This window comes from Hongsoonwoonella zoysiae, assembly GCF_013266695.1.
Lineage (GTDB): Bacteria > Pseudomonadota > Alphaproteobacteria > Rhizobiales > Stappiaceae > Hongsoonwoonella > Hongsoonwoonella zoysiae.
This window is the reverse complement of record NZ_JABRXF010000001.1, coordinates 1,714,339-1,728,065: the sequence shown is the minus strand read 5'-3', so window position 1 is coordinate 1,728,065 and position 13,727 is coordinate 1,714,339. Positions and strand designations below refer to the sequence as shown.

The 13,727-nt window shown below is 59.0% G+C and carries 11 protein-coding genes; 6 read left to right on the top strand and 5 right to left on the bottom strand.

All coding sequences use genetic code 11. The features are described 5' to 3' along the window. Positions 1-252 precede the first annotated feature (252 nt). The 3 genes from petA to HPQ64_RS07980 are packed head-to-tail and all read left to right on the top strand — an operon-like array spanning position 253 to position 2,983. Positions 253-813: a ubiquinol-cytochrome c reductase iron-sulfur subunit gene (gene petA / locus HPQ64_RS07990; RefSeq protein WP_172887828.1), complete on the top strand. Its 561-nt coding sequence runs from the start codon at positions 253-255 to the stop codon at positions 811-813. Between the two features lie 27 nt (positions 814-840). Then, complete coding sequence (locus HPQ64_RS07985; RefSeq protein ID WP_172887827.1) at positions 841-2,109, top strand: cytochrome b; 1,269 nt, start codon at positions 841-843, stop codon at positions 2,107-2,109. A gap of 28 nt (positions 2,110-2,137) precedes the next feature. Further along, positions 2,138-2,983, top strand: coding sequence for a cytochrome c1 (locus tag HPQ64_RS07980; protein ID WP_172887826.1), 846 nt, complete (start codon positions 2,138-2,140; stop codon positions 2,981-2,983). 75 nt (positions 2,984-3,058) lie between these two features. Here the strand turns inward: HPQ64_RS07980 and HPQ64_RS07975 are convergent, their stop codons facing one another. Further along, complete coding sequence (locus tag HPQ64_RS07975) at positions 3,059-4,906, bottom strand: ABC transporter ATP-binding protein (protein ID WP_343035947.1); 1,848 nt, start codon at positions 4,904-4,906, stop codon at positions 3,059-3,061. A gap of 153 nt (positions 4,907-5,059) precedes the next feature. Between HPQ64_RS07975 and HPQ64_RS07970 the strand changes: the two genes are divergently transcribed. The 3 genes from HPQ64_RS07970 (at position 5,060) to HPQ64_RS07960 (ending at position 8,734) form a co-directional block, all read left to right on the top strand. Beyond that, positions 5,060-6,814, top strand: coding sequence for an adenylate/guanylate cyclase domain-containing protein (locus tag HPQ64_RS07970; RefSeq protein ID WP_172887825.1), 1,755 nt, complete (start codon positions 5,060-5,062; stop codon positions 6,812-6,814). Positions 6,815-7,047: 233 nt separating this feature from the next. Then, positions 7,048-8,343 (top strand): sulfite oxidase, encoded by a 1,296-nt coding sequence (locus tag HPQ64_RS07965; protein WP_172887824.1) that lies wholly within the window; start codon positions 7,048-7,050, stop codon positions 8,341-8,343. Between the two features lie 76 nt (positions 8,344-8,419). Further along, positions 8,420-8,734: an aldehyde dehydrogenase gene (locus HPQ64_RS07960; protein ID WP_172887823.1), complete on the top strand. Its 315-nt coding sequence runs from the start codon at positions 8,420-8,422 to the stop codon at positions 8,732-8,734. Between the two features lie 176 nt (positions 8,735-8,910). On the opposite strand, the gene HPQ64_RS07955 is transcribed toward HPQ64_RS07960, so the two are convergent. The 4 genes from HPQ64_RS07955 to HPQ64_RS07940 form a co-directional block, all read right to left on the bottom strand. Then, positions 8,911-9,693, bottom strand: a complete 783-nt coding sequence (locus HPQ64_RS07955) for an anti-sigma factor family protein (RefSeq protein WP_172887822.1) — start codon at positions 9,691-9,693, stop codon at positions 8,911-8,913. Further along, positions 9,690-10,205, bottom strand: a complete 516-nt coding sequence (locus tag HPQ64_RS07950; RefSeq protein ID WP_172887821.1) for an RNA polymerase sigma factor — start codon at positions 10,203-10,205, stop codon at positions 9,690-9,692. The genes HPQ64_RS07955 and HPQ64_RS07950 overlap by 4 nt, the downstream gene beginning before the upstream one ends. Positions 10,206-10,563: 358 nt before the next feature. Beyond that, the gene (locus tag HPQ64_RS07945; RefSeq protein WP_172887820.1) at positions 10,564-12,120 is read right to left on the bottom strand and encodes an argonaute/piwi family protein; all 1,557 of its coding nucleotides are present in this window, start codon (positions 12,118-12,120) and stop codon (positions 10,564-10,566) included. Then, a complete protein-coding gene (locus HPQ64_RS07940; RefSeq protein WP_172887819.1) occupies positions 12,117-13,496 on the bottom strand; it encodes a toll/interleukin-1 receptor domain-containing protein in 1,380 nt (459 codons plus the stop codon). The genes HPQ64_RS07945 and HPQ64_RS07940 overlap by 4 nt, the downstream gene beginning before the upstream one ends. Positions 13,497-13,727: the final 231 nt, after the last annotated feature.

The window sequence follows — 13,727 nt, the reverse complement described above, 5'->3', positions numbered from 1 at the left end:
CATCGGCGAAATAGCGGCGGCAATACGTTGAAAAAAAACGACCGGGAGCGCGACAAAGCGTCATTTCGCCGTATGACGATCTGGACAAGAGCCGGGAACGATGCAAAAAGACGCCCGCTTGAACGGGTGCGCTTTTGACGCACTTTGTGGCCCTGTTAGCCTGCCCGAGCCCTTCTAGGTATTATTACCGATAGGGAAGATTCGGAGCGGGCTTGCCGTTCAGGGCCGAAACAGTTTGAAGAGGACGCGACCTTGGCACAGCAGGATACGGTCGAACCGACACGCCGCGATTTCCTCTATATCGCGACCGGTGCAGTTGGGGCGGTCGGCGCGGGAGCGCTTGCATGGCCCTTCATTGACCAGATGAACCCGGATGCTTCGGCGCTGGCGCTCGCTTCGATCGAAGTGGACGTTTCGGCGGTCGAGGAAGGACAGTCGATCACCGTGAAGTGGCGCGGAAAGCCCGTCTTCATCCGCCATCGCACGGCGGAGGAGATCGAGAAGGCGAAGTCCGTTTCGCTCGACGACCTGCCGGATCAGTTCGCCCGCAACTCCAATCTTCCGGCGGACGCGACCGCGACCGACGAACACCGCGCGGCGCCCGAGAAGGAGCCGTGGCTGATCATGGTCGGCATCTGCACGCACCTTGGTTGCGTGCCGCTCGGCGATGCGGGTGATTTTGGCGGCTGGTTCTGCCCCTGCCATGGCTCGCACTACGACACGGCAGGCCGCATCCGCAAAGGCCCGGCCCCGGAAAACCTCATGGTGCCGCCGTTCGAATTCGTCGCGGATCAGACCATCAAGATCGGCTGAAGCTCAGCAGCGCTTTAGGAGACAGCCATGGCTGGACATTCCAATTACGTACCGCAGAGCGCGGCGGCGAAGTGGCTTGAAGCCCGTCTGCCGGTCATTTCGCTCATGCGCGGTTCCTTCGTAGACTTTCCCACCCCGAAGAACCTCAACTACTGGTGGACCTTCGGCGGCATCCTGTTCTTCGTCCTCGTCGCGCAGATCCTGACCGGCGTCGTGCTGGCCATGCATTACACGGCCTCGACGGCGGCGGGTTTCGATTCCGTCGAACACATCATGCGCAACGTGAATTTCGGCTGGCTCCTGCGCTACCTGCACGCCAACGGCGCGTCGATGTTCTTCATCGCGGTCTATATCCACATGTTCCGCGGCATGTATTACGGCTCCTACAAGGCGCCTCGCGAGATTTCGTGGATTCTCGGCGTCATCATCTTCCTCATCATGATGGCAACCGCCTTCATGGGCTACGTGCTCCCCTGGGGCCAGATGTCCTTCTGGGGCGCAACGGTGATCACCAACCTATTCTCGGCGATCCCGCTCGTGGGCGAGGAAATCCGCACCTTCCTGTGGGGCGGCTTCTCGGTCGACAACCCGACGCTGAAGCGCTTCTTCTCGCTTCATTATCTGCTGCCGTTCATGATCTTCGGCGTGGCGCTTCTCCACGTCTGGGCGTTCCACACCACGGGCAACAACAACCCGACGGGCGTCCAGCCGAAGTCGAAGCAGGACACGGTACCCTTCCATCCGTACTACACGGTGAAGGATCTCTTCGCGATCATCGTCTTCATGATCCTCTTCGCCTGGTTCGCCTTCTACGTGCCGAACTATATGGGTCACCCGGACAACTACATCGAGGCGAACCCGCTGGTCACGCCCGCACATATCGTTCCGGAATGGTACTTCCTGCCGTTCTACGCGATCCTGCGTGCCATCCCCGACAAGCTCGGCGGCGTGGTGGCGATGTTCGGCTCCATCGCCGTCCTCTTCGTCCTGCCCTGGCTCGACACCTCGAAGGTCCGCTCCGGTACGTTCCGGCCGCTGTTCAAGCAGTTCTTCTGGATCTTCGGCGCGGTCTGCGTGGGCCTCGGCTATCTCGGCGCACAGCCGGCGGAAGGAATTTACGTCATCCTGGCGCGCATCCTCACCGCCTATTACTTCGCGCACTTCCTGATCATCCTGCCGCTGCTCGGTTTCCTTGAGAAGCCGAAGCCGCTGCCGGCGTCGATCTCGGAAGCCGTGCTCGCCAAATCGGGCGGCGGTCAGCCGGCCGGTGCGGTCGCAGCACCCGATACCAAGTAATCGACGAGCGAGATCGGAGTTCGATGATATGAAAAGAATGGTTGGAACCGTTCGCACGCTCGCCGCAGTCGCAGGCCTTGTGCTGGCGGGCCCCGCGCTCGCCGCGGAAGGTGAAGCGCCGCACATCGAGAAACAGCAGTGGTCGTTCGCGGGCCCCTTCGGCACCTACGACCCGGCCCAGCTTCAGCGCGGCTTCAAGATCTACCGCGAGGTCTGCTCGGGCTGCCACTCGATGCGGCTTGTGGCTTTCCGCAATCTCGCCCAACCGGGCGGCCCCGGCTTCACCGAAGATGAAGCCAAGGCGATCGCGGCTGAATACACTGTCGTGGACGGCCCGAACGACGACGGCGAAATGTACGAGCGTCCGGGCATACTCGCCGATCACTTCCCCTCGCCGTTCCCCAACGAGCAGGCGGCCCGCGCGGCCAACGGCGGCGCCTATCCGCCGGACTTCTCCCTGCTCGCAAAGGCGCGTGCCGCGCACCGCGGCTTCCCGAATTTCGTGATCGACGCCTTCACGCAGTACCAGGAGCAGGGCCCGGACTACATCTACTCCCTGCTCACGGGCTACGAGGAAGAAGCGCCGGAAGGCGTGGAAGTTCCACCCGGCCAGTACTACAACCACAGCTTCCTGGCCGGCAAGACGCTCGCCATGGCCCCGCCGCTGTTCGAAGAGCTTGTCGAATATACCGACGGCACGCCGATGACGGTGGATCAATACGCCAGGGACGTCGCGGCCTTCATGATGTGGGCTGCGGAACCGCACCTCGAAGAGCGCAAGAAGATCGGCTTCCGCGTCATGGCGTTCCTGATCATCTTCGGCTCGCTGCTCTACTTCACGAAGCAGAAGATCTGGCGCAAGGTCGATCACTGATCGCCAGCTCCACCTGATCCAGAAAAAGCCGCCGGAGCGATCCGGCGGCTTTTTTGTTGGGCACCGCCCCGCGCCTCACGCCGCTTCGTCGGCGGCAAGGAAACCGCCGGACTGGCGCTTCCAGAGATCGGCGTAAAGCCCGCCCCGGGCCAAAAGGTCCTGATGCGTGCCCTCTTCCACGATCCGGCCTTCATCCATGACGACGAGCCGGTCCATCGCCGCGATTGTGGAAAGCCGGTGGGCGATTGCAATCACCGTCTTGCCTTGCATCAGTTCCGACAGGCTTTCCTGGATGGCGGCCTCGATTTCGGAATCGAGCGCAGACGTCGCCTCATCGAGCACCAGGATCGGCGCATCCTTCAAAAGCACGCGGGCAATCGCGATCCTTTGCCTCTGGCCGCCGGATAGCTTCACGCCCCGCTCGCCCACATGAGCGTCAAGCCCGCGTCGCCCGCGTCTGTCGGAAAGCTCGTCGATAAACCCGTCCGCATGCGCGCGCCGGGCGGCCTTGCGGATCGCCTCTTCGTCCGCATCCGGGCGGCCGTAGGCGATGTTTTCGCGGATCGAGCGGTGAAGCAGCGAGGTGTCCTGCGTCACCATGCCGATGGCCCCGCGCAACGATCCTTGCGTGACTTTCGAAACGTCCTGCCCGTCCACCTCGATAAGGCCCCGGTCGACGTCGTAGAACCGAAGCAGCAGGTTGACGAGCGTCGATTTGCCCGCCCCCGAGCGGCCGACGATGCCGACCCTTTCTCCCGGCTCGATGGCAAGCGTCAGGCCCTGCAGCACGCCGTCCTCGCGGCCGTAGTCGAAGGTTACATCCCGAAATGCGATCCGCCCTTCGCGAACCTTGAGAACAGGCGCATCCGCCTCATCCGTCACCGTTACTTCACGGGTTATCATCTCCGCGCTGTCCTGCAGCGTGCCGAGGTTGCGGAAAAGCCCGTTAAGCTGGTTCATCAGCCGGTTGAGCAGGATATTCAGCCTGAGCATCAGGCCGAGCACGATAGCCACATCGCCCGGCGTCAGCGTGCCGCGCTGCCAGGCGGAGACGGCAAATCCGCCGATCGTCGCCATCATGATCCCGCTTGCGCCCGACATGAAGAAGCGCGCCGCCGTCAGCGTGCGCGTGAAGGTTTTCAGCCGGTCGAGGAAATTGAGATAGCCGCGCCGCATCCCCTCCTCTTCGTGGGACTGGTCGCCGAAAAGCTTCACCGTCTGGATGTTGGAATAGGTGTCGACCAGCCGTCCGGTGACGCCCGAGGCCGCATGAGAAACATTGCGCGCCCTGACCCGGATCCGGGGCACGAAGAAACGCGCGGCCAGCGCGAAGACCGCGACCCAGACGACGATCAGCGCGCCGAAGACCCAGTCGAGCCCGGCGAACAGCGCGAAGGTGGAAATCGCGAAGACGACGATGTACCAGCTCACCTGCAGCAGGGAGACCATGAAGTCGCCCGCCGCCTGCCCCGCCTGCCAAACCTTCTGGGAAACACGGCCTGCGAATTCGTCCTGGAAATAGGCCATGGACTGGCGCATCACCCGGTCGTGGGATTGCAGGCGCACGAGGTTGAAGAAGCCCGGCACCACCGCCTGTTCCTCGACCAGCGCCGTCAGCGTCGCCACAAGCGTGCGGAAGATCACAACGGTCGCCGCCATCGTGAAAAGCAGCGGCCAGTGGTCGGCAAAGAACGTCGCGCGTCCGCCCTCGCCCATCAGGTCGATCAGCCAGCCGACGAAGACATAGAGCATCGCCTCGATCAGCGCCGTCAGCCCGCCGAGCACGAGCATGGTCACGAACACCCATCTTGCCTGGGCAACGAAGAACCGCAGGAACGCGAGCACGTCGCGCGGCATGGGCTGGTCGGGGCGCTTGGCGAACGGGTCTATCCGGCTTTCGAACCAGCGGAATATCGGGGTCACTTTTGCCGGAACTCCATGGAATGCGAGGTTGTCAAAAACGCCGTTTTTCCCGGAACGGCAGCGAGAGCTGAAAATCCTTCCGCCGATTATAGGGTTTCGAGCGGGCGCGGCGAATGGTTTCTCCCGCGCGCGCGACTGATGTAATCTCTCCTGATGGCGGAAGACAGCAGACGCAAACTGGCGGCGATCGTGGTGGCGGATGTCGCCGGTTACTCACGTCTGATGGGGGAAGACGACGCGGGAACGCTCGCCTCCCTGCGCGCCCATCGCGCCGAGCTTGTCGACCCGCTCGTCGCCGCGCACGGCGGGCGCACGGTCAAGACCATGGGCGACGGCCTCTTGATGGAGTTTCCCTCCGTCGTCGACGCGGTAAACTGCGCGCTCGCCATCCAGCACGGCATGGCGGAGCGAAATTCGAACCTTGCCTCGCCCAATGCCATCCGCTTTCGCATCGGCATTCACCTTGGAGATGTCATCGTCGAGGGTGACGATATTTTCGGCGACGGGGTCAATATCGCCTCGCGTATCGAGGCGTTGGCTGTAGCCGGCGGCATCGCGCTGTCCGACGATGCCTACCGGCAGGTGCGCGACCGTTCGGATGTGGCCTGGGCGGACGGCGGCGAACATGCGCTCAAGAATATCGCCCGGCCCGTCACGATCTGGCGCTGGTCGGTCGGGGAAGATCGAACGCCCTCCCCCGGACCGAAAAAGCCCGCGGCGGAAAAACCCCCGCCCGACCGGGCATCAATCGCCGTCCTGCCCTTCGACAATATGAGCGGCGATCCGGAGCAGGCCTATTTCGCCGACGGCATCACGGAGGACATCATCACCGAGTTGTCGAAGGTCTCGGGCCTCACGGTGATCGCGCGCAACTCCACCTTTGTCTACAAGGCCAAGGCGGCGCGCATTCAGGATGTCGCGGCGGATCTTGGCGTGGCGCATGTGGTGGAAGGCAGCGTACGCAAGGCGGGATCGAAGGTCCGCATCACCGCGCAGCTTATCGATGGGGCCACCGGCGGCCACCTCTGGGCGGAGCGTTACGACCGCGAGCTTGCCGATATTTTCGCGGTGCAGGACGATGTGACGGGCAAGATCGTCGAGGCGCTCTCCAAAAGCCTGATCGCCCCCGGCCCCACGCCCGCGCCACGCCACGAACCTGCTGTTCCGGAAGCTTATGACTGCGTGTTGCGCGGGCGCGAGCAGTACCGCCTCTTCACGCCGGAGGGCAACCGCGCGGCGGACGGGCTTTATTCCAGGGCGATCGCGCTCGATCCCGCCTATGCCGCCGGTTACGCCGGGCTTGCCATGGTCAGGATGCATGACTGGTTCGCCGGCGAGCCCGATGCCCTCGATAAAGCGTATGAGCTTGCGCAAAAGGCGAGCGAGCTCGACCCGGCGTTACCTCTTGTGCATGAGGCCCTCGGCAATATCCGGCTGTTTCGCAGGGAATATGAGGAGGCCACGGCTTCGATTGAACGCTGGATCGAGCTGGAGCCCGGAAGTGCGGATGCCTATGCCAACCTCGCCGGCCTTCTTCACTTCACGGGCGAGCCGGAGAAAGTCGCGCCCCTTATCGACAAGGCGACAGGGCTGAACCCGTTCTTTCCTTTTTATTACACGCTCTACTGCGGCCAGGCTTATCTCATGATGGGGCGATACGACGAGGCTCTTGAGGCCCTTCGCCGCGCCGCCACGCGCAACGAAGATGCCTTGCCCGCGCAGCTTTATCTTGCCGCCTGCCACGGCCTTCGCGGGGAGGATAAGCCTGCGCAAGACGCGCTGGCCCGCGTCTTTCGCCTTCACCCCGGCTTTTCGGTGAAGTGGCTGAAAACCTATTTCCCCTATAGGCGCGAGGAAGATACTGCCCGCCTGCTCGCGGGGCTTGAGGTTGCAGGGTTTTCCGCCTGACAGGCTACCCGCCGCCCGCCGTCTCAGCTTTTCTCGCGGATTTCCCGGTTCTGCCCGCGAAGGGCGGCGAGATCGGCACCCATCGCCCTCTCCCGTGTGCAAATTGCAGGCGCTCGCTGTAGCGGATAGCTCCCCCTTTCACTCACGTTGCGGCAAGTTTTGGGAAACGGACGGAATAAAGCGCCGGGTCCGTGCGTTTACTTATCGGGAGCAAACGCAAGAGGGAGGAATCCATGCCCGATCAAAGCGGAAACAAGGGGCTGTTCGCTTATTTCGAAAACGATCCCGATAACGCCGACCGTCATTTCTTCGGACGAATCCCCCATTCCGACCGGCGCGGGTTTCTGCGCGGCGCGGGGCTGACCACCATGGGCGCCATGCTCGGCATGGCGATACCCTACCACCGCAACATGCCCTCGGGCTTCATCCCCGTCGCCTTCGCCGATGAAGACGTTCTGACGGGCAAGGACGGCCTGACGCTTTTGAACGACAGGCCCGTCAACGCGGAAACGCCGCCCCAGCTGCTTGACGACCCGATCACGCCGACGAACCGGCATTTCATCCGCAACAACGGCCTGCCGCCGGAGGATGTTGACGCCGCTTCCTGGAAGCTCACGGTCGACGGCATGGTCGACAATCCGATGGAAATGTCGATCGACGACTTGAGGTCGAATTTCGAGGTGGTGACCATGGCGCTCACCGTCGAATGCGGCGGCAACGGCCGCGCGTTCTTCGATCCGCCGGCATCCGGCAACCAGTGGACGCTTGGCGCCGTCGCCTGTTCGGAGTGGACGGGCGTTCGCCTGAAGGACGTGCTGGCGAAGGCAGGCGTCAAGGACGGTGTCGTCTACACCGCGCATGAGGGCGCCGATACGCATCTGTCGGGCGATCCCGACAAGCTGCCGATTTCGCGCGGCGTGCCGATCGAAAAGGCCATGACCGACAATATCCTGATCGCCTTCGCGATGAACGGCGCGGAGCTGCACCCGATGAACGGCGCGCCCCTTCGCCTCGTCGTTCCGGGCTGGCCGGGCTCCTGCTCGCAGAAGTGGCTGAAGCGCGTCTGGCTGCGCGATGTCGTCCACGACGGGGCGAAGATGACGGGCACGTCCTACCGCGTGCCGAACCGCCCCGTTTCGCCGGGCGAGGATGTCGCCGAGGAGGATTTCGTCATCATCGAACGCATGCCGGTGAAGTCGCTCATCACCCATCCCGAAACCGGCACGGAAACGGGCCGCGACGGCGTGGAGGTGCGCGGCCATGCCTGGTCGGGCGACCGGACGATAGAGCGTGTCGACATCTCCATCGATTTCGGCGCGACGTGGATGCAGGCGGAACTCGACGCGCCCGTGAACGACGGCGCGTGGCAGAACTGGCGCGCCACCGTCAACTTCCCGCAGGCCGGATATTACGAGGTCTGGGCGCGGGCGACGGATGATGCCGGCGTTTCGCAGCCCTTCGCCATTGCCTGGAACCCGAAGGGTTACCTCAACAACTCGATGCACCGCATCGGCCTGCGCGTCGCCTGACCGCGTCAAACCTTGAAACAAAGGGGGCGGCAGATCTGCCGCCCTCTGTCACGTTATGCTCTAGCCCGGACCCGCCATGAAACACCTGCTTGTAACCTGCCTGAGTATCTCGATTTTCGCCCTTTCCGCCCCCGCCTTCGCGCAAGAGTCCGAATACGGGGCCCTTTACGAAGCGCCGGGCGTGGAGGAAACCTTCATCTACTGCACGGCCTGCCATTCGGAGATGATCGTCGCCCAGCAGGGCAAGACACGAAAGCATTGGGAGGATCTGTTCAAGTGGATGCGCGAGGAACAGGGCATGGCGGAAATCCCGGAGCCGGACCGCACGCTCATCCTCGACTATCTGGCCGAGCATTATAACGAGGATCGGCCCCACTTCCCGAAGCGGTAGTGTGGTGAATTTGAAATACGCCTCACCATAGCAGCAGCCTCCGGAGCGTATTTCAAATTCGAAAACCACACTAGAAACATATATTTGCTAGTCACCCTTTTGAATCTGAAGTTCGTTCAGAGCATGCCGGGCAAAGAGACGAACTTCAGATTCGGGTGACTAGGGAGATAGTTCGCTCACGCGCAGGGGCGCGCCGCCGTTTCGCTCATGGCGGTGCGGAAGCCCTGCAGCCTGCGCATTTCGTCCCGGATCACGGCTTCGGCATATTCGCCGACCGCCTCGAACCGCTCGGCGTCCATACCGCTTGCCACCATCACGAAGCCGAAGCCGCCTGCCGCCCAGTTGCGCACCAGCAGGCCGTCGCGTTTCATCGGCAGCGCGTCGGATGCCCCGTCGACGGCGATCAGCGTCAGCCGGCAGCCGCGCAATCCCCGGTAATGCAGGCCGACCATGTCGCTCTCGCCCGCGCGGCCCGTTTCCACGTCGACGAGAAACAGGCGGGACGCCGTCATGTCCGGCGCGCTGAACTCGAACGCCCGGCCCGTGGAGACGACCTTTTGAACCTTGCCTTCCTCGACGACGTAGGTCTGCCGCGCCAGCCTTTCATGCAAGGCGAACACGCTGTCTTCCAGGTTTGGGGGCAGCAGATACTGCCAGGCGGAAAAGCCCATCACGGCAGCGACGAGGCACGCCGCAATGGCCGCGAAGGCGCGCTCTCGCGTTTTCTTCGCGCGCTTTCCTTCGCGCGCCTGTTTCGCCGGGGCGTCTTCGGCGGGGCGAAGGGAGGCGAGACCGGCTTTCAGCTTGAGGATGCGGTCGAGCTCGGCCTGAAGCTCCGGTTCTTCGTCGAGGCGCGTTTGAAGAGCGGCGGATTGAGCTGCGTCGAGTTCGCCGTCGGCGAAACCGTTCAGCAGCACCCAATCGTGTTCCTGCCCGCCGTTTTCCTGCCCGCGCATCATGTCTTCCGTTTCCGCCTTGCCCTCATCGGCCTGACGTTGGACCCTTCAAGCTCATCCACCATCGCCCGTCGTGCCCGGCTCAGCCGGCTCATCACCGTGCCGGTGGCAACCGACATGACGTTTGCCGCCTCCGCATAGCTCATCCCCATCACATCGACCAGATAAAGCACCTCGCGGTGGTTGGGCGAGAGTGCCTCCATCGCCTGCCGGATCAGGATCGCGTCCAGCCGATTGTCCTCAACGATCGGCTCCCCATCAATTAAACGTTTATACGAGGCGGAATATTCCGAGCGCACCTTTTTCCTGCGCTGCCTGTCAATGTAGAGATTACGGATAACCCGGAACATCCAGTGCCGCATATCGTCCAGCGTATCGGGCACCTTCCCGCTTTCCAGCGCGCGAGCAATCGCTTCCTGCACGAGGTCGTCCCCGTCGCCAGCATCGCCGCAAAGCGCATAGGCATATGCGGTAAACTGAGGCCTCAGCCTCAGGATTTTGTCGTGATCAACCATCCCGGCGGCAGTATGCCGCAGTTACGTAGGGGGAGCTAGAGGATGGGAGGGGCAGGCAGGTGGGTTTGTGGTGTCGGGGAGAGGCGATGGTGGTTGGGGGTCTAGCGGTGTTTTCCGATCACATGGTTTTCGCTTTGAACTCGCGCTATCCTGTTCTTGCTTCACGCCATCCCACTGTAGAGACTGTCCAGTCAACATTAGGAGCTGCTTGTATCATGACCAGTGGTGGTGGCGCAAAAGCGAATGACATCATGCCTTTGCTTGAAAATAATTGAATAAATAACGCCGTTATCAATCAAAATTTTGTTTATACACAATCACGTCTTAGTATTTCATAATTACACCGTAAAAGTTAAATTCAAATATAGAATTTGAATGGCTGCCGCTCCGCATCTTTAGCACTACCCATAACAAGTACTTCACCAACCTTGTCAGCAAATCGGATAGTCACAGGAAGTCCATCATTATAGCTAGCTGAATTGAAGTTAATTTTGGTCAATCTCATGACATCATGCAGCACTGTTGAAATATCCGGCAACTCAGAACTAGCTCTCAACACAGTAATAAAAAGCGGGTTTGGCGTTTCTGGCCCAAGATAAGTGTCGATCCGCGGCACATAACCAGACGTCCATAAATAGGCATCCTTGAGGCCTAGAAGCAGTGCTGTACCTCGAATAGTCGGATAGTCCCCATCGCGGTAAAATTTGGTTTCACCATGTGTTGATTTAATGCGTATTGCAACAATATTAGTTTCTTCTGGAGCAGATTCGGAGAATGCTTCCCACTCCTCATCCGTAAACTTAGTACGGCCATGTATAAACAACTCCTTCGGATTGGACCCGAATTTTGATCGATATGTTTTTAGCACCTGATCGATTAATTTTCGGGCGGCTTCCTTTGAGAGATGAAATTCCTTTCGCTCTGTCATCCACGGGCCGTTTGCTCCGCGAAACACCACTCCATCCCCCTCGCTCAGGAACATTTGGGCCGCACAGCAAGCATGATTGTCGGGGTGATTGGGAAGGAGTTTGAACACCAACCCGATGTAACACACGCCCTCCCTCATCTCGGCAATTTTCCAAGGCGGATACTCCTGGCTTTTGTAAAATAGCGCCGTGGCAAGGTTCCAGGCTATAGTGGCTGGGTCTTGCACTCCGCGGATAGGGTTTCCAGCACGATTTAAAAACTTGTCTGGAGCGAGGGTGGTCTCACGAACGAGTTGGCAGGGCTGCCCGATTTTCAGTAGCCTGGCCTTGATTTGACGATGAAAGTCTGGGACGTCTTCAAATACAGCTTCGCTTTTGGTATCGATAACATTTGCGAGTAGCGGAAGGTCCGCTTTCGCCTTTTGTTTTCTTGAAAATGCTCCGGGAGTCAGCTGGATATTCCGCCTACCGCTAGCCTCCACACGGCAACGGTCGAAAACCGTTTCAGGTACGGAAAACACCCAGACATCGATAGTCTTCTCTTCATTTTTTAGGTGATTTTCGATGGGCTCAAGAAAAAGATCAACGGTGCGAGCGACAGCTTCGTGATGGTTTTCTATGACTGTGCGATCCTCAATCTCACTCGTGTTTAGATTGTAGACTGTAAGATCGTCTGCATCGACAGATATTCCATAAGCCTCAAACAAGCCAGGAAAGTCAGAAAGATGCGGCCTAAAAGACTTCTCACGCTTCTTGCGCTTGGGCACTCTCACCTGCGATTGGGCCTTGGAGAGCCAATTTCGAAACAGTTCCTCCCCCGCCTTTGTTGCTACAAGTCCCACCGAAATTTCATGCCGCTTTGGGACTCTATTCGGCCCATATAAATAAAGCCCATCTTTAGGGTGGTCGAGGACTTGACCGTGACCGAACTCAAGCTGCGGTTCATCAATATGAATTACCGCCAGTGAGGTTTCGCGAAACTCGGTCATGCATCCTCCTCATCAATGTGCCGCCCCAAGGTCGTGACATCAATTTCCTCACCATCTTCGCCTAGTTTGTTGGTTTGTCGGGCAGTTATCGGCGATGTTGCCTGAATCGGCATGGCATCGACGTGAGCGTAAGCCCCTTCCGCAAGGGGCAATGAAATATAAGGGCTGTCACCAGCCAACACTTCTAGGAACGCCATCAATCGACCGTGCCAAGCTTTGTTGCGCCAACTGCCTGCAATAGAACGCCGCAGACGGTGTTGAATTTTGCGATCCTGAATGAGCTTAGGTGTTTTTACATCATCGAGATCGGAGAAAAGAACGCGACTTTTCAGTCGATAATGCGGAAATGGAAAAAGGCTAACTTGAGCGCTTACGCCATATTCCCAGAGCCTGCCACGGGCAATATTGCGAAGCATCGAATTGCGCCGCTGCCCCTGCTTCCCCCAAGGGATTCGTTCTCCGACCTCGACCTGCCCACTTTGCACGATCTGAGCTAACCCATTGGAGAACTCGTGAGCTAAAAATCCTTCGCGCAAACAATGCTTTTCCCAAGCTTGGCGGAAAAGGCTGACAACAATATTCCTCGCCTCACGACTTTCTATATTAAGCGAAGCGATTCCTTCTTCAACGAAGTCTTCGTAGCTCACTTCCTTACGAATTTTGAATGCACCAGCCCCTGAAAAATGTGCTTCAAGATCGATAGCGGATGCAAAACCGAAATACCCCTCCGCATGTGGGACGATCGGAAAAGGAAAAGCATTTACAGAGTCCTTGAGCGCAGTTCGGTTGACCGCCCCTGCCGGCGTAACAAAATAAAGGCTATCAGGCACTGCAATTATGCGGAGCCAATTCGATGTTAGTGTTTCAGGTTTTTCCTGTAGTTTTATCGACCTACGACGATGGTAAGCAGCCCATTCTGGTTGGATACGCGGCTCCCGCATGCGCGGCACGTTTTGTCGCTTTAGTGACTTCAGCAATTTTTCAAGGCCAGTCGCCCAACTCTTCTGAAAATCAATGTATTGCAAATCGACAATACCAAATACAGGCTGAAAGTCTTTAATGCGCAAAGGTAATATAAAATTTGGGTCTGAAATTCTTCTCGCTATATCGATTGCAATGCCTATTTCTTGCAATACGCCTTGGCGTTCTAGCGTATCTGGACTGCAACAAAGCAGCATCTTTGCCGATTCATTTTGGAGCGTATTCGTGAGCTTCGCTCTCCAGCTATCTCCCGTGTCAAGGCAAAGTATATCGGCAAACACGTCATAGCCTGCCGCCTCAAGCCTTGGAGCCAACCAAAGCGCTAACGCATCATCCCCTGGTGTAGCTTTTGATATAAAAAGCTTGGTTCTAGAAGGATTTATTTCTTTACTCATATCCTCAACATATGTCGATTGAGCTCATATTGAAATTGAAAGTTACGGTGTCCACAATTTTAGAGCGAGTTTTATGGTAACGCCTATACCGATGTACGATCTTTCATTAAAAGATGCAGCAACTGCAAAACAAGGCTCGGAAGCGAAAATTTGGACCTGAAAATTACGATGACCGCCACTATCCATTGATGTTTTGACACAGCGTTTGTCTGAGTCCAATCGCAACGTGAT